At 70.8% G+C, this 22657-nt stretch carries 20 protein-coding genes and 1 pseudogene; 8 read left to right on the forward strand and 13 right to left on the reverse strand.

Annotated elements, in window-relative coordinates; translation table 11 throughout:
- Nucleotides 1–144 precede the first annotated feature (144 nt).
- Nucleotides 145–2598, reverse strand: coding sequence for an ATP-binding protein (locus AB0M39_RS11885; protein ID WP_365362896.1), 2454 nt, complete (start codon nucleotides 2596–2598; stop codon nucleotides 145–147).
- A 101-nt stretch (nucleotides 2599–2699) separates the two neighbouring features.
- Nucleotides 2700–2789 carry a K(+)-transporting ATPase subunit F gene (gene kdpF / locus AB0M39_RS11890; protein ID WP_078626950.1) on the reverse strand — a complete coding sequence of 30 codons (90 nt, stop codon included), beginning with the start codon at nucleotides 2787–2789 and terminating at the stop codon, nucleotides 2700–2702.
- A gap of 222 nt (nucleotides 2790–3011) precedes the next feature.
- On the opposite strand from kdpF (AB0M39_RS11890), the gene AB0M39_RS11895 reads away from it, so the two are divergent.
- Together AB0M39_RS11895 and AB0M39_RS11900 are read left to right on the forward strand one after the other, a co-directional pair.
- Nucleotides 3012–4577 (forward strand): Na+/H+ antiporter, encoded by a 1566-nt coding sequence (locus AB0M39_RS11895; protein WP_365362899.1) that lies wholly within the window; start codon nucleotides 3012–3014, stop codon nucleotides 4575–4577.
- A 173-nt stretch (nucleotides 4578–4750) separates the two neighbouring features.
- On the forward strand, nucleotides 4751–5248 hold the full coding sequence (locus tag AB0M39_RS11900; RefSeq protein ID WP_365362901.1) for an alpha/beta hydrolase: 498 nt from the start codon (nucleotides 4751–4753) through the stop codon (nucleotides 5246–5248).
- An 82-nt stretch (nucleotides 5249–5330) separates the two neighbouring features.
- Here the strand turns inward: AB0M39_RS11900 and kdpA are convergent, their stop codons facing one another.
- The 7 genes from kdpA to AB0M39_RS11935 form a co-directional block, all read right to left on the reverse strand.
- A complete protein-coding gene (gene kdpA / locus AB0M39_RS11905) occupies nucleotides 5331–6980 on the reverse strand; it encodes a potassium-transporting ATPase subunit KdpA (protein WP_365362903.1) in 1650 nt (549 codons plus the stop codon).
- A 2-nt stretch (nucleotides 6981–6982) separates the two neighbouring features.
- Nucleotides 6983–7852 carry a potassium-transporting ATPase subunit C gene (locus AB0M39_RS11910; protein ID WP_365362905.1) on the reverse strand — a complete coding sequence of 290 codons (870 nt, stop codon included), beginning with the start codon at nucleotides 7850–7852 and terminating at the stop codon, nucleotides 6983–6985.
- A 2-nt stretch (nucleotides 7853–7854) separates the two neighbouring features.
- On the reverse strand, nucleotides 7855–9942 hold the full coding sequence (kdpB, locus tag AB0M39_RS11915) for a potassium-transporting ATPase subunit KdpB (protein ID WP_365363009.1): 2088 nt from the start codon (nucleotides 9940–9942) through the stop codon (nucleotides 7855–7857).
- An 86-nt stretch (nucleotides 9943–10028) separates the two neighbouring features.
- Entirely contained in the window at nucleotides 10029–10118 is a 90-nt protein-coding gene (gene kdpF, locus AB0M39_RS11920; protein ID WP_365362907.1) for a K(+)-transporting ATPase subunit F, read from the reverse strand.
- A 164-nt stretch (nucleotides 10119–10282) separates the two neighbouring features.
- Nucleotides 10283–11611 (reverse strand): diaminopimelate decarboxylase, encoded by a 1329-nt coding sequence (gene lysA, locus AB0M39_RS11925; RefSeq protein ID WP_365363011.1) that lies wholly within the window; start codon nucleotides 11609–11611, stop codon nucleotides 10283–10285.
- A 45-nt stretch (nucleotides 11612–11656) separates the two neighbouring features.
- The gene (locus tag AB0M39_RS11930; RefSeq protein WP_365362909.1) at nucleotides 11657–12061 is read right to left on the reverse strand and encodes an SAV_915 family protein; all 405 of its coding nucleotides are present in this window, start codon (nucleotides 12059–12061) and stop codon (nucleotides 11657–11659) included.
- Nucleotides 12062–12247: 186 nt separating this feature from the next.
- Nucleotides 12248–12781, reverse strand: coding sequence for a universal stress protein (locus AB0M39_RS11935; RefSeq protein WP_365362911.1), 534 nt, complete (start codon nucleotides 12779–12781; stop codon nucleotides 12248–12250).
- Nucleotides 12782–13141: 360 nt separating this feature from the next.
- Here AB0M39_RS11935 and AB0M39_RS11940 point away from each other — a divergent pair, with 360 nt between their 5' ends.
- Together AB0M39_RS11940 and AB0M39_RS11945 are read left to right on the forward strand one after the other, a co-directional pair.
- Complete coding sequence (locus tag AB0M39_RS11940; RefSeq protein WP_365362913.1) at nucleotides 13142–13669, forward strand: peptidoglycan DD-metalloendopeptidase family protein; 528 nt, start codon at nucleotides 13142–13144, stop codon at nucleotides 13667–13669.
- A gap of 186 nt (nucleotides 13670–13855) precedes the next feature.
- Complete coding sequence (locus tag AB0M39_RS11945) at nucleotides 13856–14173, forward strand: hypothetical protein (protein WP_365362915.1); 318 nt, start codon at nucleotides 13856–13858, stop codon at nucleotides 14171–14173.
- Between the two features lie 180 nt (nucleotides 14174–14353).
- Here AB0M39_RS11945 and AB0M39_RS11950 read toward each other — a convergent pair whose 3' ends face one another.
- Nucleotides 14354–14947 carry an NAD(P)H-dependent oxidoreductase gene (locus tag AB0M39_RS11950; protein WP_365362917.1) on the reverse strand — a complete coding sequence of 198 codons (594 nt, stop codon included), beginning with the start codon at nucleotides 14945–14947 and terminating at the stop codon, nucleotides 14354–14356.
- A gap of 321 nt (nucleotides 14948–15268) precedes the next feature.
- Between AB0M39_RS11950 and AB0M39_RS11955 the strand changes: the two genes are divergently transcribed.
- Complete coding sequence (locus AB0M39_RS11955) at nucleotides 15269–16522, forward strand: hypothetical protein (RefSeq protein WP_365362919.1); 1254 nt, start codon at nucleotides 15269–15271, stop codon at nucleotides 16520–16522.
- Nucleotides 16523–16572: 50 nt separating this feature from the next.
- Here AB0M39_RS11955 and AB0M39_RS11960 read toward each other — a convergent pair whose 3' ends face one another.
- The gene (locus AB0M39_RS11960) at nucleotides 16573–18525 is read right to left on the reverse strand and encodes a transglycosylase domain-containing protein (protein WP_365363013.1); all 1953 of its coding nucleotides are present in this window, start codon (nucleotides 18523–18525) and stop codon (nucleotides 16573–16575) included.
- Nucleotides 18526–18952: 427 nt separating this feature from the next.
- On the opposite strand from AB0M39_RS11960, the gene AB0M39_RS11965 reads away from it, so the two are divergent.
- The 3 genes and pseudogenes from AB0M39_RS11965 to AB0M39_RS11975 all read left to right on the forward strand — a co-directional run.
- Nucleotides 18953–19177 carry a helix-turn-helix domain-containing protein gene (locus AB0M39_RS11965; protein ID WP_365362921.1) on the forward strand — a complete coding sequence of 75 codons (225 nt, stop codon included), beginning with the start codon at nucleotides 18953–18955 and terminating at the stop codon, nucleotides 19175–19177.
- Nucleotides 19178–19315: 138 nt separating this feature from the next.
- Nucleotides 19316–20878: a carbohydrate-binding protein gene (locus AB0M39_RS11970; RefSeq protein WP_365362923.1), complete on the forward strand. Its 1563-nt coding sequence runs from the start codon at nucleotides 19316–19318 to the stop codon at nucleotides 20876–20878.
- Between the two features lie 429 nt (nucleotides 20879–21307).
- Nucleotides 21308–21694: pseudogene (locus AB0M39_RS11975) on the forward strand (glutamine synthetase); the annotation flags it as partial.
- 92 nt (nucleotides 21695–21786) lie between these two features.
- Here AB0M39_RS11975 and AB0M39_RS11980 read toward each other — a convergent pair.
- Complete coding sequence (locus AB0M39_RS11980) at nucleotides 21787–22224, reverse strand: hypothetical protein (protein ID WP_365362925.1); 438 nt, start codon at nucleotides 22222–22224, stop codon at nucleotides 21787–21789.
- Entirely contained in the window at nucleotides 22221–22655 is a 435-nt protein-coding gene (locus AB0M39_RS11985) for a MarR family transcriptional regulator (protein ID WP_365362927.1), read from the reverse strand. Before AB0M39_RS11985 ends, AB0M39_RS11980 begins: the two co-directional genes overlap by 4 nt.
- Between the last annotated feature and the right edge of the window lie 2 nt (nucleotides 22656–22657).

Raw genomic sequence — 22657 nt, forward strand, 5'->3', positions numbered from 1 at the left:
AGGTAGGCGCAGATGGATGGTTGACGTCACATCAACCAGGACTGCCGATAGGGGTGCACCAGGTTCCGTGTCGTACGTGAGTTCGGCATCAGGGTTCCGTATGGACGGAATTCCTGATCCCTCCTCCCCCGGTCTGCAGGCTCCTCACATGCCGGCTGTTCCTTGCGCACCGGTGCCGTACGGCGCCTGTGCTGCTGCCGTCCCCGCTGTCTCCGCGACGGGCAGGGACACCACCATCGTCAGGCCGCCGCCCGGGGTGTCCTCCGGGGTGAGGGTGCCGGACATGGCCTCGGTGAGGCCGCGGGACAGGGCGAGCCCGAGGCCGACGCCAGTGGTGTTGTCGGTGTCGCCGAGGCGCTGGAACGGTTCGAAGACCCGTTCCCGGTCGGTGGGCGGAAGGCCGGGGCCGCGATCGACGACGCGCAGTTCGACGCGGTCGGCGAGCACGCTCGCAGTGACCAGAACCGGGGTTCCCGGCGGGGCGAAGCGCGCGGCGTTGCCGATGAGGTTGGCGATGACGCGCTCCAGCAGCGGCGGGTCGGCGAGGACGGGCGGGATCGCCTCCACGCCGTGCAGCACGGGCGGTGCCGCGTCCGGGGGCAGCGAGTCCAGGGCGGAGGGCAGGACCTCCTCCAGGCTCGTGGCGCGAAGACTCAGCGTGAGCGCTCCGGCCTGGAGCCTGCTCATGTCCAGCAGATTGTCGATGAGCCGGCTGAGCCGCGCCATGGACTCGTCCGCGGTGGCGAGCAGTTCGCCCCGCTCCTCGTCCGTGAACTGGACGTCCGGGCTGAGCAGGGAGCCGACCGCCGCCCAGCCTGCCGCGAGGGGGGTGCGCAGATCGTGGCTGACGGCCGCGAGCAGCGCGGTGCGCATACGGTCGGCGGCCTTGACCGGCTCGACCTCGGCGGCGGCCTCGGCGAGCCGGGCCCGCTCGACGGCGGCGGAGACATGGGCCGCGAACGCGGCGAGGACCCGGCGCTCGGAGGACGGCAGAGCGCGCCCTCGCAGGACCAGGTGGAGACCGGGGCCCACGGACACCTGGGTCGCGGCGGGGTCGTCCACCTGCCGCTCGACGAGCTCGGCGGATTCCATCGCGAAGGTCTCCCGCGTACGGGCCAGGAGCGCCGGTACCGCCTGGTCGCCTCGGACGACGTCGCCGGTGAGCGAGGAGAGCGTCTCCGCCTCGGCCGTGGCCGCCGCGGCGCGTCGGGACATCCGCAGAGAGCGGTCCACGATCGCGGCCACCGTGCCCGCGACCAGGCCGAACACAACGAGCGCGAGCAGGTTGTCGGGGTCGCTGAAGCTGAACTCGCCGACCGGCGGTATGAACCAGTAGTTGAGCAGCAAGGACGCGGTCACCGCCGCGATGAGCGCGGAGACGACCCCGCCGATGCAGGCCACGCCCACCACGGTCACCAGGAACAGCAGCGCCTCGCTCGTCAGGTTGAAGGTGCCCCGGGTGCGGTCGAGGAGGAGCGTCAGCAGAACGGGCAGGACGAGACCCGCCACAGGGCTGGCGACGAGCCGGGAGGTCGGCAGCGTACGGCGGCGGGAGGGCAGCAGCCTGCCGCGTCCGGCCCGCTCGTGCGTGACCATGTGGACGTCGATGTCGGAGGAGAGCGCGACGGCTGTGTCGCCGATACCGCGGCCGGTGAGGAAGCGTTCGAGCCGACCGCGCCGGCTCGTCCCCAGGACCAGCTGGGTGGCGTTCTCGGCGCGCGCGAACTCCACCAGCGCGGTGGCCACGTCGTCGCCCACGACCGTGTGATAGCTGCCGCCCACGCTCTCGACCAGCCGTCGCTGCCGGGCGAGCGCGGAGTGCGAGGCGCCCGTCGCCAGGCCGTCGCTGCGGACGACGTGCACGGCGAGCAGGGCGCCGCCCTGGGCCGCGCGGTCGGCGATCCGGGCGGCCCGGCGGATGAGCGTCTCGCCCTCCGGCCCGCCGGTCAGCGCCACCACGACCCGCTCTCGGGTCTCCCACACCCTGCCGATGCCGTGCTCGGAGCGATACTTCCGCAGGGCCTCGTCGACGCGGTCGGCGGTCCAGAACAGGGCCAGTTCGCGCAGCGCGGTGAGATTGCCCGGCAGGAAGTAGTTGGCGAGCGCTGCGTCGATCTTCTCCGGCGGGTAGACGTTGCCGTGGGCCATTCTGCGGCGCAGGGCCTCCGGAGGCATGTCCACGAGCTCGATCTGGTCGGCTCGGCGTACGACGTCGTCGGGCACCGTCTCCAGCTGCGGCACTCTGGTGATCTTCACGACGACGTCGTTGAGGGATTCCAGGTGCTGGATGTTGACGGTGGCGACGACGTCGATGCCGGCGGCCAGCAGCTCCTGCACGTCCTGCCAGCGCTTGGCGTTGCGGCAGCCCGGCACGTTGGTGTGGGCGAGCTCGTCGACCAGGACGACGCCCGGGCGGCGCCGCAGCACGGCGTCGAGATCGAGCTCGGGATAGGTGCTGCCGCGGTACTCCCGCCGCGCCCGGTCCAGCACCTCCAGGCCGTCCAGCATCGCCTCGGTGTGGAGCCGGCCATGGCACTCCGCGTACCCGACGACCACATCGGTGCCGCGTGCGGCCCTGCGCCGGCCCTCGTCGAGCATTCGATACGTCTTCCCCACACCGGGTGCTGCGCCGAGGAAGACCTTGAGCGTTCCTGGACGCGTCGCGGGCGGGGGCGAGGCATCGAGGGCTTCGTCGTGCTTCAGAACTTCTCCGGGCGGATCAGGGCGGCCACCAGGTAGCCGACCAGGCTGATGGCCACGATGAGGCCGACGACGTTCTCCACGCCCATGCGCGATCAACTCCCCTTGGCCGTACGTTTCTTCGAGTACGGATTCTGTACAGAACCGCGCCGCAACCAGGGCGCACAGCCAGCTTGACGACTTCCTTGCGCAATCCGGGACGATGCTGACGCGGTCCTGACGAATCCCATACGGATAGGGTGAAGGCGGAGTGCCGGGAAGTCTGGTCGGCGGTGGGGAGCACGATGCCCCCGTCTGATCCGGGGGGCTCCATGCGAAGCGTCGGCACTGTCCTTGTCCTTGCGGTGCTCGCCACCGCCGTGGCGACGGGCGCCCGCCGCTGGCGTATCCCCGCGCCTTCTCTGCTGGTGATCGTGGGGCTGGGCGTCGCCCTGGCGCCGGGTGTTCCGGAGATCCGGGTCAGCCCGGAGGTCATCGGACTCGTCGTCCTGCCGCCCCTGCTGTATGCCAGCGCCGAGGAATTGTCGTGGCGGGAGCTGCGGATGGTGTGGAAGCCGGTCGGGGTCCTGGCGGTCGGGCTCGTGCTGGCGTCGGCGGCGGCGGTCGGCGTGGTCGTGTCCGCGCTCACCCCGCTGTCGTGGCAGATGGCCTTCGTCCTCGGGTCGGTGCTGGCCAGCACCGACCCGGTGGCCGTGACCGCGCTCGGCAGGCGGCTGGCGCTGCCGCCGCGGGTCCAGGTGCTGGTGCAGGCCGAGAGTCTTTTCAACGATGCGACGTCGCTGGTGCTGTTCCGGGTCGCGGTGAGCGTCGCGGTGGCCTCCTCGGCGGTGTCCTGGGGCTCGGCGGGCGGCGAGTTCGCGCTGCTGGCGGGCGGCGGAACCGTCATCGGCGCCGGGGTGGCCCTGGTCGTGGGGGTCATCCGCAGGCGGACCGAGGACCCGGTCCTGGAGACGGTGATCGCGCTGGTGACCCCGTACGCCGCCTACGTACTCGCCGAGTCGGCGCACACCTCCGGCGTCACCTCGGTGGTGGTGGCCGGGGTGATCCTGGGTGGGCGCGGCGACCGCCTCACCGACGCCCGGATCCGGCTGCAGCTCCACGCCGTCTACGGCACGGTGGTCTTTCTGCTGGAGAGCGTCGTGTTCAGCCTCATCGGCCTCGCCCTGCCGACGCTGATCCGCGAGCTGCCCGAGGGGTACGGCCTGTGGCCGTTGCACGCCCTCGCCGTCGCCGCCACGTTGGTCGCCGTACGGATGGTGTGGCTCTTCCCTCTCTCGGCGCTCATGCAGCGCAAGGGCGGCGCTCCGGCGACGTCGTCCTGGCGGGTGCCGGCGGTACTGACCTGGGCCGGGACGCGCGGTGTCGTCCCGCTCGCCGCGGCGCTCTCCATCCCGGTCGTCGCCGAGGACGGGACGGTCCTCGACCAACGCCCGCTGGTGGTCGTGCTCGCCACCTCGGTGGTGGTGCTCACTCTGATCGCCCAGGGGTTCACTCTGGCTCCCCTGGTGCGCCGCTCGGGCATCGCCCTCGAGCCCGCCCACACCGAGCAGGAGGAGGCCGAGGCCCGATGCAGTCTTGCGGGCGCGGGTCTGCGGCGGGTGGAGGAGCTCTCCGAGCTGGAGGCCGTGCCGGACGTGGTGCTGGACCGGCTCCGGCGCGGGCTCCAGGCCCGGCTGGAGCATGCCGAGGACATGCTCGGCGAGGCGGATCCCGCCGAGTCGGCGAACGAGGTGTACCGCCAGCTGCGGCGCGAGTTGATACGTGTCGAGGCGGCGGAGCTGCAACGGCTGTACGAGGACCATGACATCAGCGACACCACCCGTCGGCGTCTGCAACGCTCGCTGGACCTGGAGGACGCGCGACTCGCCGACGGGTGAGAGCGGCGGCCGGCGGCGGGCTCGGGCAGCAGGCGGCGGGCTCCGGCGGCCGGTCGGCGGCCGGAGACTCGTCAACGGCGGTGATGCTCTCGGATCCGGCGTATGCGGCGGCCGTCAGGCGAGCGCCAACGCGCCGCCCTCCCCCGCACAGCCCATGTGATACTCGCCGCGTGATGTCCGTCTACCGAAGTGCGGCTGGCCGGGAGGCCGTTCGGCGCTGGTGCGTCGATCAGCTGGCGGCATGGCAAGTGCCCCATGAATGCGAGGTGTTCGACGCCGGCGGGCTCACCGGTCTGCGACTGACGCCCGGTGTTCTGTGTGCTTCTGCCGCCTGGCTCGCGGTTCCCGGACCGCGGCAGAGCGCCTGGCTGCTCCGCACCATGTACGGCACAGGCGGCACGCCCCGGCCCGCGCTGGTGGACTGGATGACGCTCGTCGCCCGCCACGCCCGTTCCAGCGGCGCCCCAGGCCTTGCCCGCGTGCCCAGCCGGTCCGTTCCCCGGCGCGTCGTGACGGGTGAGCACGACGTGTTCCTGCCTCCACGACGGCTCCGGGCGGCCGTGCGCCACAAGCTCGGGGTCGAGCTCGGGGTCGTCGAGGGCGCCGGGCACCTCGTGACCGAGGAAGCGCCCGACCGCCTCGCCGACCTAGTCGGCCGCGTTGCCGGCTGAGGCGTCTCTCGTGCGGACGCGCGCCCGCCGGTTCCACGGAGGCCGTGTGCCCGTGGAACCGGCGGTCGAGCTCGTGTCGTCGCTAGAGCAGCCCGTCCGCCACCGCTCCGAGGGAGAGGGCGGGGAGGAAGTTCAGCAACGCCAGGATGACCGAGGCCGCCGTGGCCAGGACGACGAAGCTCACCCCCTGCGCGCGGAGCGTGCCCACCGTGACGACGCCGGGCTGCTGCTTGGCGAGCCTGCCGGCGAGTGCCAGCACGCAGACCATCGGCAGGTAGCGCCCGGCCAGCATCGCCACCACCATCAGCAGGTTGTGGAAGTCGGTGGCGCCGTTGAAGCCCGCCATCGCACTGCCGTTGCTGTTGGTGTTGCTGGTGTACGCGTAGATCAGCTCGGTCAGTCCGTGTGCCCCCGGATTGCCCATCGAGCTCTGGCCGTGGCCCAGGGCGAGCGCCAGGCCCACGCAGGCGAGGATCACGGTCGGCGGGATCAGCGCGTAGACGACGACCCAGCGCATCTCCGCGTACCCGATCCGCTTGCGGAGGTACTCGGGCGTGCGGCCGACCATGAGACCGCCGATGAAGACGGCCACCAGGACCACGACGATCAGGCCGTACAGACCGCTGCCGGTGCCGCCGGGGGCGATCTCGCCGAGCATCATCGCGGACAGCAGCACTCCGCCGCCGAGGCTGGAGAAGCTGTCGTACGACGCGTTGGCCGCGCCGTCCGCCGAGCCCGTGGCGGCCACGCCGAAGAGGGTGGACCCGGGGATGCCGAAGCGGGCCTCGGTGCCCTCGTACTGTCCGCCGACCGCCTCGGTGACCGTGCCGGTGTGCGCGGACTGCGCCAGCGTCCCGGCCGCGAGCAGCAGACCGAAGAGGATGCCCACGACCGTGAGCAGCGTCCAGCTCTGCTTGAGGCTGCCGATCATCCGGCCGAACATGCGGATGCAGGCCGTCGGAACCAGCAGCATGAGCACGATCTCGAACGCGTTGGTCCACGCCGAGGGGTTCTCGAAGGGGTGCGCGCTGTTGGCGTTGAAGACGCCGCCGCCGTCGCCCGAGAACAGCTTGAGCGCCTCCCACGAGGCGGCGGGTCCGCCGAGCAGGGTCTGCTGTCCGCCCGCGACCGTGTCGACGCTCTGTCCGCCGCCCAGGCTCTGGACCACACCGCCGGCCATCAGAACCAGGCCGCCGAGCACCGCGATCGGCAGCAGGACGCGGAAGATCGTGCGGGACAGGTCGACCCAGAAGTTGCCGAGGCCGTCCGTCGAGCGCCGGACGAGGCCCCGGACGAGGACGAGGGCCACGCAGATGCCAACCGCCGCGGACGCGAACGCCTGGACGCCGAGGCCGGCCATGACGGCGAGGTGCCCGGCAGTGGACTCGCCCGCGTAGTTCTGCCAGCTGGTGTTGGTGGTGAAGGAGACCGCGGTGTGCAGCGCGAGCCGCCACGGCATGCCCTCGTGGCCCGTGGACCAGGGCAGCTTGTCCTGGAGGGTGAAGAGGGCGAAGAGCGCCGCGACGCTCATGACGGTGAAGGCGAGCAGGGCGGTGAGGTAGTGCCGCCAGGTCTGCTCCCGGTTCGGGTCGACGCCGCAGACCCGGTACAGCGCCTTCTCCGGTCGGCTGTGTCTGCCGCCGTCGAGGACGCGCGCCATGTAGTCGCCGAGCGGGACGTGCAGTCCCACGACCACGGCGAGGATGATCGATGCCGGGATCCAGGCCGCCATGATCAGGCTCCCTGCTTCGGGTAGGTGCGGTCGAGCGCGATGTTCAGCTCGACGACGTTGACGACGGGCTCGCCGAGCACGCCCAGCGTGCGGCCGGTGGTGTACTTCTCGATCAGCTTGCGGACCTCGCCCTCACCGGTGGACCGCTCGCGTGCGACGCGCGGCGCCTGCAGGGCGGCGTAGGCCGGGCTGATGTGCGGGTCGAGGCCGCTGGCGCTCGCGGTCACCGCGTCGCCGGGGACCTTCGGCTCGGCCGGAGCGTCGCCGCGGACGGGAACGGCCATGGCGTGGCTGTAGTCCTCGCCCTCCTTGGCGCATTCGACCTGGACTCCTTCGTACTCGGCGCGGAACGGCTTCGCCGGGCACGCCTGGTTGAGGCTGACGACCCGGGTGACGCGGCCGCTGGTGCCCCCGTCGCGGAAGACGCCGAGGACCGCGCCGACACCGTCGTCCGTGCAGTACGGACGCGCGCCGTCGACTCCTTCGAGGTCGCCGACCGCCTTGCTGCGCCCGCACACCACAGTGAGCAGGCTCGGCTTGTCCTCGGTGTCCACGATGGACTCGGGGCCCTGGTTTCCGGCGCCCGAGGCCGTGGCGTCGTAGCCCGTGCCTGCGTTGGACGGCCGGGACTGGAAGTAGTGCTCGATCGGGTTGCCCTTGGCGTCGGCGAAGGACTGGCCGATCAGGGACGAGCCGGCCGTCCTGCCGTCGGCGCCCTTGACCGTGGACCCCTCCGCCTTGGACTTCAGGCCTGGGACGTGCGCGGCGGCCGTCAGGGCCAGGGGGTAGAGCAGGCCGGTGAGAAGGGTGAGGACGAGGACCACCCGGAGAGCGGCGACGTGCTGGGCGAGCCAGTGCGGGATGCGTGTCATGGTCAGATCCCCGGAATGAACTGGACGAGGGCGAAGTCGATGAACTTGATGGCCAGGAACGGGGCGACGACGCCGCCGAGTCCGTAGATCCACAGGTTGCGGGTGAGCAGCGCGGACGCTGACGAGGGCCGGTAGCGCACTCCGCGCAGCGCGAGCGGGATCAGGGCGACGATGACCACCGCGTTGAAGACGACCGCGGACAGGATCGCGGACAGCGGCGAGTGCAGGTCCATGATGTTGAGCCTGCCGAGGCCCGGGTACACGGCGGCGAACATCGCGGGCAGGATCGCGAAGTACTTGGCGATGTCGTTGGCGATCGAGAAGGTGGTCAACGCCCCTCGTGTGATGAGGAGTTGCTTGCCGATCTCGACGATCTCGATGATCTTCGTGGGGTCGGAGTCGAGGTCGACCATGTTGCCGGCCTCCTTCGCGGCCGATGTGCCCGTGTTCATCGCCACGCCGACGTCCGCCTGCGCGAGGGCGGGTGCGTCGTTGGTGCCGTCGCCGGTCATCGCGATGAGCTTGCCGTCGGCCTGCTCCCGCTTGATCAGGGCGAGCTTGTCCTCGGGGGTGGCCTCGGCGAGGAAGTCGTCGACGCCGGCCTCCTCGGCGATGGCCTTGGCGGTCACCGGGTTGTCGCCGGTGATCATCACCGTGCGGATGCCCATCCGGCGCAGCTCGTCGAAGCGCTCCCGCAGTCCGGGTTTGACGACGTCCTTGAGGTGGACGACGCCGAGCACGACGGCCGTGCCGTCGCCCGTCGACTCCGCGACGGCGAGCGGCGTGCCGCCCGACGCGGAGACCCGCTCCACCGTCGCCTCCAGCTCGGCCGGCACATCGCCGCCCTGCTCGCGCACCCAGGCCGCGACCGCGGCGGCCGCTCCCTTGCGCAGCAGCCCGCCTCCGCCGGCCTCCGGCAGGTCGACCCCGGACATCCGGGTGGCGGCGGTGAACGGCGCCCACACGGCGCCGTCGACGACCCGCTCGGTCAACTGGTGCTTCTCGTAGGCGTACTCGACGATGGACCGGCCCTCGGGCGTCTCGTCGGCCAGCGAGGACAGGAGCGCGGCCCGGGCGAGCCGCTCCACCGGCACGTCGCCGACCGGCAGGAACGCGCTCGCCCGGCGGTTGCCGAAGGTGATGGTTCCGGTCTTGTCGAGCAGCAGCGTGTTGACGTCGCCGGCGGCTTCGACCGCCCTTCCGGACATGGCCAGGACATTGCGCTGGACGAGGCGGTCCATACCCGCGATGCCGATCGCCGACAGGAGCGCGCCGATCGTGGTCGGGATCAGACAGACCAGCAGCGAGACGAGGACGATGCCGGTGACGCCGTCCGCGGTGAGGGCGGCGGTGTCCTGCGCGGCCGCCATAGCGTCCTTGGAGAAGATCGCCATCGGCTGCAGGGTCACCACCGCGACCAGGAAGACGAAGGTCAGCATGACCAGAAGCAGGTTGAGGGCCAGCTCGTTGGGGGTCTTCTGCCGGTTGGCGCCCTCGACCAGGGAGATCATCCGGTCGAGGAAGCTCGCTCCGGGCTCCTGGGTGATCCGTACGACGAGCCGGTCGGACAGCACCCGGGTGCCGCCGGTGACCGCGCTGCGGTCGCCTCCGGACTCACGGATCACCGGCGCGGACTCGCCGGTGATCGCGGACTCGTCGACGCTCGCCGCGCCCTCGATGACGTCGCCGTCGCCGGGAATCAGCTCGCCGGCGGGCACGGAGACGATGTCGCCGCGTCTCAGCTCCGAGGCGGCGACCTCTTCCTCCACCCAGGCGCCGTCCGCGGCTCCGGGCTCCCAGCCGGCGAGTCGGCGTGCGACGGTCTGCTGACGGGTCCTGCGCAGCGAGTCCGCCTGGGCCTTGCCGCGGCTCTCGGCGACGGCTTCGGCGAGGTTGGCGAAGACGACCGTCAGCCACAGCCAGCCGGTGATCAGCCAGCCGAAGCCGGTGGGGTTGAACAGCGCGATGCCGGTGGTGAGCGCGGCGCCGACTTCCGTCACGAACATGACCGGGTTGCGGACCAGGGTCACCGGGTTCAGTTTGCGCAGGGCCTGCGGCAGGGCGCGCCACAGCTGCTTGGGGTCGAGCATTCCGGCGCCGACCCGGCGCGGACGCTCCGGTCCGGACGGCTGGTGGTCGGCCACGGGGGCGGGCCGTTCCCGCACAGGAGCGGACATCAGAATCGCTCCGGCTTGATCAGGGCTGCCACAAGGTAGCCGAGCAGCGCGACGGCCACGATCAGGCCGACGATGTTTTCCACGGTCATCGAGAAGACCTCGTACTCAGACAGGAAGAGGGGGGACGAAGGGGGTTGTTCTGTGAACTTCTGGGCTGCTCACGGCAACGGTGAGCAGCCCTCCGCCGAGGGGAGCCCGGCGGAGGACTGTGGGGGTGGCGCGGGCCCGGTCATGGGCGCCCGATGTCTCGGCCCTAGAGGCCGATGTCTCGGCGGTTCATGTCGTCGAGGGACTCCCGGCGTACGAGAGTGCGGGCGGCGCCGTCCTTCACGGCGACGACGGGCGGGCGGCCGACCAGGTTGTAGCCGGAGGCCATGGACAGGTGGTACGCGCCGGCCACCGGGACGGCGAGCAGGTCGCCGGGGCGGACGTCCTCGGGCAAGGGGACCTCGTTCGCCAGGACGTCTCCGGCCTCGCAGTGGCGGCCGACGACGGTGACGAGGCGGGGCGCGGCCGTGGAGTGCCGGCCGATCAGACGGGGCGAGTAGCGCACCCCGTAGAGCGCGGGCCGGGGGTTGTCGCTCATGCCGCCGTCGACGGCGACGAAGGTGTGCGACCCGGTCCGCTTGACCGCGAGGACTCGGTACACGCAGACGCCGGCGGGCCCGACGACCGCCCGACCCGGCTCGATGGTGAGCCGTGGCACGGCCAGCTTCACCTTGCCGCAGCCGTCCTCCAGCTCGGCCCGGACGCGGCCCGCGAGCACGGACACGTTGAGGCTCTCCTCGCCGGGCCGATAGGCGATGCCGTGTCCGCCGCCGATGTTCAGCTGCGGCAGCTCCACACCGTGCTGCTCCCTGATCCGCGCCATCAGGCCGATCATGCGCCGTACGGCGGCTATGTAGGGCTTGACGGCGGTGATCTGCGAGCCGATGTGGCAGTGCAGTCCGACGAGTTCCAGGCGCGGCTGGTCGAGCACCCTGGCGACCGCGTGCTGCGCGGAGCCGTCCGTGATGGACACGCCGAACTTCTGGTCCTCCGTGCCGGTCCGCACCTTGGCGTGCCCGCCGGCCGCGATGCCGGGCACGGCGCGCAGCATGACCTGCTGACGAGAGTCCTCCGGCACGATCGCGGCAAGGCGCGCGATCTCCGAGGTGCTGTCGACGACGATGCGCCCGACGCCCAGCCGCACGGCGGTGTCGAGGTCCTCGGGGCTCTTGGCGTTGCCGTGCAGCACGATCTTCTCCGGCGGGAAGCCGGTGGCGACGGCGAGCGTCAGCTCCCCGGCCGAGCACACATCCAGGCCGAGTCCTTCTTCCTGGACCCAGTGGGCCATGGCCCGGCACAGGAACGCCTTGGCGGCGTAGACGACGTCGGCTTCGGGGAACGCCGTGCGATACGTGCGGCAGCGCTCCCTGACCTCGTCCTCGTCCAGTACGTAGACGGGGGTGCCGAAGCGGCCCGCCGTCTCGGCGAGCGACACACCTCCGACGCTGACGTCCCCGCGGCGCTCGGCACGGGTGGAACGCGGCCAGATCGACAGGTCGTCGGTGTCGCTACGCGATGCGGGCGAGGGCACCAGGGGTGAGGTGAGGGATGACGTAAGGGATACGGACACGACGCCTCCTCAGCCGATCAAGAGGTGGAGACACGAGACGAGGGCGGCGGCGCCCGTCACTCGCAGGGCGCCCACGTGCTTCGGGTCCCGCTTCTGCCGGGAGCTCTCGTCGCCGCGGGCCTTCGAGACGCCGGGGGCGGAGAACTGCGGGTCGACGGTGAGGGAGGCGACGCCGAGGGGCGCGACGAGGGAGCGCAGCGCGGGCTCGGAGAGCCTGATGCAGGCGTGGTCCGGGCCGAGCGTGGCGGCGAGTCTGGCCTCGGAGGTGAATCCGACGGCTGTGCGGTCACCCAGAGGAGTACGGAAGAGACGGGCGCTGCAGCCCGCGGGTCCCGACCGGACGGGGACGAGGAGAGGTCCGGCCGGGACGCGTTCAGAAGGCTCGGGGTCCTCGGAGTGTTCGACTTCAGACATGGCAGTGCCCCTCGAAGAAGGTGAAGAGGATGTAGTCGCCCGGCCGGTCGGCCGTGCGTGCTCCGGAATGAAGCTATGCCCGCAGGGATGGGATTCGGCCACCTCGCTGACGGGCGCTTGACGGTATTCCCCGGACCCGTAACGCGCTCCTGACGCACAGCGGGCGGAAGAAGGCGGGGGGCTCGGTCAGGGCGTGCCCTCCGTCAGCCGGCGTGCGTCGAAAGGCAGCCACCGACTGAGCCGACGGTGCGCGGACACGAGGTCGCTCAGCAGGGGCGAGGGCGGTACGGCGAGGACCGGGCAGGCGGCATGAGCGACGCAGTACCGGACCACCGACGGAAAGATCAGCCGGCGCAGCCCGCTGCGCCGCCCGGCGCCGATCACCAGGAGATCACCGGCACGGTCCGCGGATGCCACCAGCGCGGGGCCAGGGCGGCCGCGCGCGATCACACCCTGCCAGGGTGCCGCGGGGCCGGCGCTGCCGAACGCGTCGTCGATGGTCTCGAGCAGCCGGGCCGCCGCCGCCCGGCGGAAGTCGATCGCCGGAGGAGACACCGGGCACCGCCGAGCCAGCTCACCGTCCGGTGGCAGCCAGGCCAGTACGGCCACCAGCTCGGCCCGGGTACGACGCGCCTCGTCCACGGCCCGGTGCAGCGCTGTCAGGCTGCCCATCGAACCGCTCACCCCGACCACGACGCGCCGGCCCTCGCCACCGCTCATCGCTCCATCACCTCTCGGCGTACGCACATACGGACATCGGCTCCCTGCATACGCCCGTGGACGGCGGCAGGCCATGGCGTCCATGTGCGCCTGTGACTTCTCTTACGCCGGGAGCCGAACGCCCCATCGCACTCCTCGTGCCGCAAGCACGGGCCCAGAACACCTGGTGCGAGACCTGCTGGGCGCCTACGCCGGTTCTGGCGGCATCCGGGGCGCGGCGGGCGGCGTCCGGGGCGCGGCGGGCGGCCCGGCATGCGCGGGCGAGGATCACCCGTACGGCTCGTGGGTTTCCCCTGCTTTCCCGGAAGGCTTCACTGTGTCGCGCGCCAGAGAGCGCTCGTTCCGCCGAAAGGGACCGCCGTGGCCGCATTCACCATCGATATGTCCAGCCCCCTGCGCGCCTCGGCTTTCACCAGTGACCTGGGCGGCCCGGGCGGGGGCACCCATGGGCCGGGTGAGTGGTACAACCATTTCGGCATGGACCTGGGAGCGCCCGCCGGCAGCGAGGTCCGCGCCGCGTTCGACGGCCACATCACACGGCTCAACCCGCACATCCCGTCCACCGACACCAGCGGGTCGTACGGCGCCGAGGTCTTCGTACGGGCGCACAACGACAGGATGGGCGGCTTCTACACGCACATCACCAACGTGCCGTCCGCTCTGGCCATCGGATCGACGGTGAGCAGGGGTGACCGGCTCGGCGATGTCATGGCCTTCCCCGGAGTCCCCACGCACGTCCACTGGGCCCTGGTCGAGATCATCGGCGGCCTTCCCGGCGGCACCTACAAGGGCGTGAACCTGCACGGGAGCTTCGTGGCGGCGACCCGATCGGACAGCACGCTGGCGGTGACGTTCCACCAGAACGGGTCGGCCCCGGCCGCCATCTGACCACGCTGCCCACTCGGCACGGGCGAGCCAGGACGGCCCCGCCTCAAAGTGACACCGCGACGCGTGGGCGTCCCTCGAGGATGCCGGCGCCCGCCGCCGCAGGGAGCCGCGCAGTGAGTACGACAGCGGTGCCGTCTGAGTACGTGGGCCCTCCTCACGCCCCTGCCGCCCTGATGTGATCGGCGCATGACGACGAACGAGACCACGCTCCCCCAGCCCGAATCCGCGTACGCCCCGCGTCTTGTCGCCGTCGGCGGCCTGGTGCTCCTGGCGCCCCTCGTCTTCGTCGTCGGCGCGATCGTCCTCGACGACTCCCTCTTCGGCGACGGCAGCATCGGCCTGGCCTCCGAGGCCTCCGGCCTCGCCCTGGCCCTCTCCGCGCTGACCGGACTCCTCGCCGCCGCCCTTCCGCGCGCCACGCTCGGACGACAGCTCCGAACCAAGGCCGTCATGGTGCAGTACGCCCTGGCTCTCATCGCCCCCCTCATCGCGGCGATGGACTAGGGCCTGCTGGGAGAGTGGGGTACGAACTCCCCGGTGGCCACGACCCGTCTCATCGCCGCCACGGGTCGATGCCGCCGAGTGCCGGGCCTGACACGGAAGTTGAGGAGCCGCAGAATGCTCCGACCCTCCGGGTAACAAGGAGTTGGCCCGGTCCTGAGCGGCCCGGATCCGCAGAGGCCGTCAGGCCAGCAGAGCGGCGGCTTCCTCACGCGCGTGGCGGAGCCAGGACGCGCGTGCCTCGTCGGTCGAGTCGGTGACCGTACGGAAGACGACCCGGCGCACGTCGGTAACCCCCACGTACGGCAGGACGCATGCCGACCAGATCCTGTCCAGCGGGTCCCCGAACTCGATCTCCTCGCGGTCGGCGGGAGTGTCCGAGGTGTTCAGGACGAGCGCCCGGCTGACCGTCAGAAGCCCCTCAGGCTCGCCGTCCGCCGTGCCGAGCTTGTAGGCGACGCCGGGCGCGAGCACGCGCTGCACCCAGCCGGTGAGGATCGCGGGCGGCATGCCCCACCAGTTCGGATGGACGAACACCAAGGCGTCGAGCTCGGCCAGCTCCTGACGGTGCATCGCCACCTGCGAGTCGACGGCAGCCGCGGCCGACTGGACCGTCTCCGTCTCGTCAGCGGCCAGTACCGGGGCGAATCCCTCGGCGCACAGGTCGTGCGCGAGCACCGTGCACCCGCGGCCGTGCAGTTCGTCCACGACGGCGTCGAAGACAGCGTGATTGAAGCTGCCCGGCCGTGGGTGTGCGAGGTAGACCCCTACGCGCATTGCTCATCCCCCGTAAACGTCGATCGCCGTCGGCCGACGATCTACGGGGAGCCTACGCACCCGAGAGGACCGGCCGCCACCCGGTTGACTCTCCGTCGAACTGCGGCTGCCACGCCGCCCGTTCAGGGACAGGAACGGGCTGTCGGCGACGAGCAGTTGGGCGAGGCGGAACTCGACGGTCCAGAAACCCGTTCTAACATTCACTTCGTCATGTCGTGCGAAAGTACGCCTTCCTTCCCTCCGAGAGACTCTGCGTCGATGACCCGAAGTGCCCGCAACCGTGCCCGGAAGAGGGCGCGCACACGCGAGCGCCCCCGCCGCATGGCCTTAATCGCTGCCTGCGCCGTGGTGCTCGCCTCGATCGCGCTCCTGCTGGGGGGCCTCATGAGAGACGACGACCCTCCGACGGCGGGCAGCGGTCGCGGCTCCGACGGCTCCGGGGGGAGCGGCGACCAGAAGGACTCACAGCCAGGAGAGGACCGCCGGGAGAAGGAGGAGCCCTGGGACGGCAAGGTGAAGGTGCTGGGCGACGGCTCGACGTCGTACACCGGACCACAGCCGGGCCAGCTCAAGGCCGAGCGCCTCAAACCCGGCGAGAAGCCACCGCAGTTCGTGGTGTTCTCCTGGGACGGCGCGCTGGAGGGCGACGACCGCCTCTTCTCCCACTTCCGACAGGTCGCGAAGGAGAGCGACGCCCATATGACGTTCTTCCTGACGGGCATCTACCTGCTGCCGTCCGCAAAGAAGAGCGTGTACGAACCGCCGCAGCACGGCCGCGGGTCCGCTGCCATCTCGTACCCCACGGAGGGGCACATCCGGACCACGCTGGCGCAGCTCGGCGGCGCGTGGAAGGACGGCCACGAGATCGGCTCCCACTTCAACGGTCACTTCTGCGGCAAGAAGGGCGGCGAGGACTGGAGTTCCGAGGAGTGGAAGAGCGAGATCCAGCAGACGTACGACATGGTCAAGAAGTGGAAGACGCATACGGGTTTCACGGATCTGCCGGCGCTGCCCTTCGACCCGGACCGTGAGTTCGCCGGGGGCCGCGCGCCGTGCCTGGAAGGCCAGAAGACTCTTCTGCCGGCCGCCAAGCAGTTCGGGTGGCGCTACGACGCCAGCTCGCCTGGCGACTTCCAGATATGGCCGCGCAAGAAGGACGGGATCTGGGACTTCCCACTGCAGATGCTGCCGTATCCCGACAAGGAGATCCAGGTGCTCTCCATGGACTTCAACTTCCTCTACAACCAGTCCAAGGGCCAGACCGAGGGAGATCCCGGGCAGTACCCCGCGTGGGCGGAGGCCACCCGCAAGGCATATATGAACGGCTTCAACCGGGTCTACAACGGCAGCAGGGCGCCGCTGTTCATCGGCAACCACTTCGAACAGTGGAACGGCGGCATCTATATGGACGCCGTGGAACACGTCATGCGGCAGGTCTGCCCGCGCAAGGACGTGAAGTGCGTGTCCTTCCGGGAGCTCGCCGACTGGATGGACGCCCAGGACCCGAGGGTGCTGGAGCAGCTCCGCTCCCTCGATCCGGGACAGGCGCCGGACTGGAAGGCCGTCGTCAAGTGACGGAGTGACCCAGAAGCCGGTATGACGGCCGCGGCTGCGGCACGCTCCCCTCAGGGGCGTGCCGCGACCGCCTTCGTGTAGTCGCGCCAGATGTCGACCGGCATCGCATGGCCGGGGTCCCCGCTCTTGGAGCTGGCGACGCCGTCGAGGGGCAGCAGATCGAGCTTGCGAAGGTCCATCCGGTAGAGGACGACCGCCGTGGCCTGCTTCCCTGTGTAGCCGACGAACCAGGCCGACTTGTTGTCCTGGCTCGTCCCGGTCTTCCCGGCCGACCGGACCCCGGGCACCTTCGCCGCCTTGCCGGTGCCTTCGTCCACGACCCCTTCGAGCGCTTCGGTCACCTTCTGGGAGACGTCAGCGGAGAACGCTCGCTGCGTGCGGGGCTTGGGCAGTTCGATCGACGAGCCGTTGCGGGTGACGCGGAGCACCGAGTACGGCTCGGAACGGACGCCCTCCGCGGCGAACGTGCCGTACGCCGTGGCCATCCGGATGGCGCTCGGCGTCGAGTTGCCGAGCGCGAAACCCGGAACCTGCGGGCCGAAGCTGGACGGCAGCAGCCCGGCATCCTGGGCGTGCTTGCGCACCCGGTCCAGTCCGACGTCCATGCCGAGCTGCAGGAAGGTGGAGTTGACGGAGTTGACCATGGCGGTGCGCAGCGTGATGCTGGAGCCCCAGTCGGTCTCGCCGTCGTTCTTCCCCTTCACCACCTTGCCGTTGCGGTCCCAGTAGGGACCCTCGGGGGTCATCAGAGACGCGTTGTGCTGACCGTTGTACGTGGTCGAAAGAGTGACGGGCCGGCGCGGCGCGTCCCGTTCGGATACGACCCCGTCGCTGAGGGCGGCGGCGTAGACGAAGGGGGCGAAGGAGGATCCCGCAGGCACGGTCACGGCGTTGGACTCGTTGAAGCCCTGTTTGAGGAATCCCGGCCCACCGTAGATCGCGAGTATCCGGCCGTCGGACGAGACGGTCGCAGCGCCGGTCCTCACATACTGATCGGATGGGCGCTTCTTCGGGTCGAGCTTGCCGCGGGCGTCGCGCACCGCCTTCTCCAGGGCGCCCGTTCTCGACCTGTCGAAGGTGGTGTAGATCTGATACCCGCCGAGGTCGAAGTCCTTCTCCGAGATCTTTCCGGTTCGCGTGGCGTACGACTTCGCGAGCTCCACGAGGTAGCCCTGCTGGCCGCTCAGGTCGGTGCGTCCGCCGGTCGCCTCGTTGGGCTCGGGAAAGTCGGTGAACTTGGCCCTCTCCTCCGGAGAGAGCTTCCCGATGGCGACCATACGGTCGAGGGTCCACCGCCAGCGTTCGACCGCGCGCTCGCGGTTCTGGGGGCCGAGCGTCGGGTCGTACAGCCCCGCTCCCTTCAGGAGAGACGCGAGGAACGCGCCCTCGCTCGCGTTGAGCTGCGAGACGTCCTTGCCGTAGTACGCCTGGGAGGCCCGCTGAATTCCGTATGTTCCGCGACCGAACCAGCTGGTGTTGAGATACGCCTCGAAGATCTCGTCCTTGGTGAACGCGTTCTCCATCTTCACGGAGAGCAGCATCTCCGTGAATTTGCGCGACAGCGTCTGGTCCTGGCTCAGGTACGCGTTCTTGACGTACTGCTGCGTGATCGTGGAGCCGCCCTGGGTCTCGCCTCCGCCGACCATGCGCGACAACGCGCGCACGATCCCGGAGGGAGACACACCGGGGTCGGAGTAGAAGCTCGCGTTCTCTGCCGCGAGAACCGCCCACCGGACGTCCTCGGGCACCTTGTCCAACGGCATCTCCTGCCGGCTGACCCAGCCGGTCGTGGCCATCTCGGTGCCGTCGGCCCAGTAGTAGACGTTGTCCTGCTGCATGGCGAACGAATTCGGGTTCTCCGGGATCTCCGTCCGCCAGTACGCGATCGCCACCACGAGCGCCAGCAGCCCGCCGCAGGTCAGGAAGGCGCCCAGGGTCTGGCGCCACGAGGGTATCCAGCGTCGGTAGCCGACCCGGCCCGGCCGCGGGTACTTGGGCCGCATGCGCTGGATGCGCCGCAGCAGCGGCAGCACCCGGGCCAGCGGGCTGTCGCGCGGGGCGCGCCGCGAACCGTTGCCCCTGGTCGCCTGGGTCGCCTTGGTCGCACGGGCTGCCTTGGTCGCCCGCCTGCCGCGCTGAGCAGGCTGGCCGCGCCTACCCACGCGCTGTCACCGCGACCCCGACAGCGCGTGAAGAAGCGATGTTTAACATGAAACCCCCCAGTGGTGCACAGTTCCGAGACTTCGCCCCGTCTCGATGACCACCCTAGGCAGGGACCGGTGCGGCCGCTTCCACCGCCCCCACTCTCAGGGCATGTCTCTTACAACCGTGCGTGCGGCATATGACGCCTGATCGCGCGTCACGGTTCCGCCCGCAGGCGGCAGTCACCGAAGCGCACCGTCGAAGCGCGCGGCGCCCTCCCCGGATGCGGTGCGACTGCGGGCCCAGTCGCCTCTCGCGGGGGTCGCCCCCAGTCGGGTCACAAGGGAAGGCTGGCTCGAGCACGGCGGCAACACCCCTGCGGCGGCCGCGAGCCTGCAGGTGCACGCCCAGACCGTCCGCTACCGGATGAAGCAGGTCGAGGCTCTGTTCGGCACCGCGCTGCACGACCGGCGTGACCGACGGAGGCAGGACGCGAGGCCCCGCGATCGGTAAAGGGATCGCAAAGCGGCGGGATGGAACCGGCGCGCCTTCCTCTTTGGGGTGCTCCGTGTCTCCGTGAAGAAGGGTGTTCAGATGTCGCGCGCCGTGCTCTCCCCGCCGACCCCTTCCGATGCATCGCTCGTCCGCACTGTGCGAAAGGGGCAGGCCGCTGCGCTGCGTCCCCTCTATCAGCGGCACTACGCGGCGGTCCACGCCTACGCGTCCAGCTGCACGCCCGCGCCGATGGACGCGCACGAGCTCACCTGCCGGGCCTTCGCTCAACTGCTGCAACGGCTGCTCGCCGGGGAGTTCTTCGCCGAGCGGCGTCATCCGGGCTGTGTGCGCAGGCAATTGCACGACATGGTGCGCGCGGGGGCGGTCGCCCGGGTGGCGAGCGATCCCGACTCGCTCTCTGCCGGCTTCCGTGCCTGGGTGGCCCATGGGTCGTCCTGGCCCATGGAGGAGGACGGCCAGCTGGCGCTGGCGTTCTCGTTCCTTCCCGCTCCCTCGCAGTGCCTTCTGTGGCACACGGTCGTGGAGCAGGACGACGCCGCCGACGTCTCACGGATCACCGGGATCGAGCTGGAGGATCTGAGCACGGTCCGCTCGCAGGCGATGGTCCTGCTCCGCCAGGCGCGCGCGGGTCTGTACCTGGACAGGCTGGGCATGCAGCAGTGCAGTGACATCCTCAGAGCCCTGGCCGCCGACCCGGAGGCCGAGTTGGACGCGGCCGGGGCCGACCACCTCCGTGTGTGCGCAGGCTGCCAGGGCGTCTATCGCGACCTGGCGCAGCTGGACTCGCGGCTGGACGCCCAGCTGCCCGGCCACCTGCTGGGGTGGTGGCCCGGCCAGGCCTATCTGCGTGCGAAGGAGTCCACGTCCACCCCGCTGGCAGACCCGCCGTTCCTCGCGCAGGCCGTGCAGCGGGCCGAGAGCGCCATGGGCTCGCCGCAGCCGGCCAAGCCCTTCGTGTCGAGGCCGAGCGGAAGGCGTCGGGCGCCCGGCCGCTTCAGGCTCCCGCCCGCTCCGACGGCCGCGACCGTCCTCGGCCTCCTCCTGAGCGGCGTCGCGGCGTTCTCGCTGGTGCGCTCCGGAGCCGACGACGACGCTTCCCCGAGCCGGCCGGACCCGTCCAGCCCTGTCGTCGTATCCCCGTCTCCCGATCCCTCCTCCAAACCCGAGCCCTCTCCCTCCCCCACCGTGCCTCCTGCCCTGTCCGCGCGGGCAGGCGTCGCCGCGACGGCCTATTCGTATGCGCAGGGCACCGTCCTCGAAGGCGCGGCGCCCGGCTCCCTGCGGCTGAGCTCCTCCTCCAAGCTCCGCTTCGACCACGTCGACTTCTCAGATCGGGCAGCTGCCTCGGCCGTGTTCCGGTTGGCCGCGGGGACGTCGTCCTACTCCGGCATGATCCTGATGCGACTGGACTCCCCGGATGCGACGCCGTTCGCATGGGTGAGCGCGCCGTCGACGAGCACGGCGGAGGACGTCTCCACGGCCGTCATTCCCGTCCGCGGGGTTCACACCGTCTACATCACCACGTCGTGCCCCGACGAGGAGCCCTGCCTCGAGTTCCACGAGTTCTCCGTCGTGGACGACGAGGCCGACAAAGACAACAAGGACGACAAGGGCGACGAGGCGCCGGACTCGCCCGGGGGCGAGGACCAGAGCCCGACGACCACCATCGTCGACGCCGTGAGGCGGAGCGGCCGATGACGAACACTTCGCAGGCCCGCAGTCCCCGTGATCCCCTCGCGCCCCTGCGGGAGGAACTCCCCTTGCTGATGGACGAGATGATCCGGGCTCTCGAGGACAGAGCCGCACTCACGACGGCCCACTGGTACGGACACCAGGGCCGCGGGGTGCGCGAGGAGATGACGCGCGCGCTGATACAGGCCGTCGACCGGGCGTTCCCCCCAAGGTCCGCGCACGCGCCCCGCGCACAAGCAGAGGCCGAAGCGCCTGGGGCCCCTCTGGACCTTCGCCGGTCGCGCCGGCAGCTCTTCGCCGCCCTCGTCGACGCCAGGGAGGCTGTCCCGGCGGCGGGGCTGAGCGAGCTGGCGCTGCGGGCACGGTGGCCGCTGCCCCGCACGACGCCAGGAGGCACCCGGGGCAGAACGAACGCCCCCTCTCACGGTCGACAGACTGCGCTCGCTCGTGAGCTCCGGAGAGATCGACACCGTCGTCCTGGTGATCACCGACATGCAGGGAAGGCTCCAGGGCAAGCGATTCGCCGCGCGCCACTTCCTCGACGAGGTGCTCGGCCACGGCACGGGGGGCTGCAACTCCCTCCTCGCCGTCGACACCGACATGAACACGGTCGACGGCTACGCCATGTCCTCGTGGGAGACCGGCTACGGCGACTTCGCCATGCACGGCGACACCAGCACCCTGCGCCGCGTCCCCTGGCACCCGGGGACGGCGATGATCACGGCAGGTCTGGCCTGGCCGATCGGGGCCCCGGTGGCAGCGTCCCCCCGACAGATCCTCAAGCGGCAGCTGGACCGCCTCGCCGACCGCGGCCTGACTGCGCTCAACATCGACAGCGGTAGCCAGACGGCCGAGAGCAGCGACAGCAGCAGTCCTGAGCCCTCATCCTGCTTCTCGCGCACCTGCCCGTGACCTCACTCGCCGGCGCGCCGCCAGGGGAACGGGGCGAGGTCAGGCTCGACCCAGCCGGTCCGGGCCGACGCACTCGCCAGTGTCGCGGGGCGGTAGAAACGGGTGAGCAGACGCTTGTCGAGCAGGGGAGGGTGGTGCTCGGCGAAGGCGGAGAAGGTCTGGGCGTCGTCCTCGGCCACATGGTGCCCCACGAGTTCCACCCAGGCCCGACTGACGGTCGCGTTGTACTTCTGGGGCGCTCCCGCGTAGCGCGCGGTGCGCTGGATGCCTTCGCTGACCATGCGGACCGCCGCGGGAACGCCGTGCCTCCGCACCGTCAGCCAAGTCAGGTGGATGTGCTGTCGGTGGCCGAAATGCTCGGCGGACGCCATCACCTCGGCCATCAGGTCGTCGAAAGCCGCTGTGCCCTTCCCGTGGGGCCCGGGGCTGGTCCGGTTCATTTGGACACCTCCGTCAGTGCCCGCAGAACCGCGTGGAAACCGGCGACGGCTTCGGCGGGAAGCCCGCCGAGTGCGCGGTGCTCCAGGTCGGTCAGGGTCTTTTGAATCGTGTCGGCCGCCAGGCGGCCGGTGGGCGTCAGCTCGATGAGCACGGCTCGGCGGTCGCCGGCGCGGGCGCCGCGAGTGATGTGACCGCGTCTCTCCAGCCGGTCCAGCACGCTGGTCAACGTGGTCGGCCGCGTGCCAGCGGCGGCGCCGAGTTCGGAGACTCGGCGGGGGCGGCCGTCGGCGAGGTTGGCCAGGGCATTGATCTCGGAGGCGGTCAGGTCCAGGTCGACGAGTTCTGCGGCGAGCACTTGCAGGGTGGCGTGGGTGGCCCGCTGCAAGGCAAGCAGGGCCGACCCCTCAGGTGGTACGTATTCGGACTTCATGT

Source organism: Streptomyces sp. NPDC051907 (genome assembly GCF_040681075.1).
In the GTDB taxonomy this organism is placed as follows: Bacteria; Actinomycetota; Actinomycetes; order Streptomycetales; family Streptomycetaceae; genus Streptomyces.

Bases quoted from the DNA above. Each gene is read 5' to 3' on its own strand.
- AB0M39_RS11980 (WP_365362925.1), bottom strand. From the start codon at position 22,224: ATGAACCGGACCAGCCCCGGGCCCCACGGGAAGGGCACAGCGGCTTTC.
- AB0M39_RS11900 (WP_365362901.1), top strand. From the start codon at position 4,751: ATGTCCGTCTACCGAAGTGCGGCTGGCCGGGAGGCCGTTCGGCGCTGG.
- kdpF (WP_078626950.1), bottom strand. From the start codon at position 2,789: ATGGGCGTGGAGAACGTCGTCGGCCTCATCGTGGCCATCAGCCTGGTC.
- AB0M39_RS11895 (WP_365362899.1), top strand. From the start codon at position 3,012: ATGCGAAGCGTCGGCACTGTCCTTGTCCTTGCGGTGCTCGCCACCGCC.
- AB0M39_RS11935 (WP_365362911.1), bottom strand. From the start codon at position 12,781: ATGAGCGGTGGCGAGGGCCGGCGCGTCGTGGTCGGGGTGAGCGGTTCG.
- kdpF (WP_365362907.1), bottom strand. From the start codon at position 10,118: ATGACCGTGGAAAACATCGTCGGCCTGATCGTGGCCGTCGCGCTGCTC.
- AB0M39_RS11945 (WP_365362915.1), top strand. From the start codon at position 13,856: ATGACGACGAACGAGACCACGCTCCCCCAGCCCGAATCCGCGTACGCC.
- AB0M39_RS11885 (WP_365362896.1), bottom strand. From the start codon at position 2,598: ATGCTCGACGAGGGCCGGCGCAGGGCCGCACGCGGCACCGATGTGGTC.
- AB0M39_RS11950 (WP_365362917.1), bottom strand. From the start codon at position 14,947: ATGCGCGTAGGGGTCTACCTCGCACACCCACGGCCGGGCAGCTTCAAT.
- AB0M39_RS11910 (WP_365362905.1), bottom strand. From the start codon at position 7,852: ATGACACGCATCCCGCACTGGCTCGCCCAGCACGTCGCCGCTCTCCGG.
- kdpB (WP_365363009.1), bottom strand. From the start codon at position 9,942: ATGCTCGACCCCAAGCAGCTGTGGCGCGCCCTGCCGCAGGCCCTGCGC.
- kdpA (WP_365362903.1), bottom strand. From the start codon at position 6,980: ATGGCGGCCTGGATCCCGGCATCGATCATCCTCGCCGTGGTCGTGGGA.
- AB0M39_RS11955 (WP_365362919.1), top strand. From the start codon at position 15,269: ATGGCCTTAATCGCTGCCTGCGCCGTGGTGCTCGCCTCGATCGCGCTC.
- AB0M39_RS11985 (WP_365362927.1), bottom strand. From the start codon at position 22,655: ATGAAGTCCGAATACGTACCACCTGAGGGGTCGGCCCTGCTTGCCTTG.
- AB0M39_RS11930 (WP_365362909.1), bottom strand. From the start codon at position 12,061: ATGTCTGAAGTCGAACACTCCGAGGACCCCGAGCCTTCTGAACGCGTC.
- AB0M39_RS11960 (WP_365363013.1), bottom strand. From the start codon at position 18,525: ATGCGGCCCAAGTACCCGCGGCCGGGCCGGGTCGGCTACCGACGCTGG.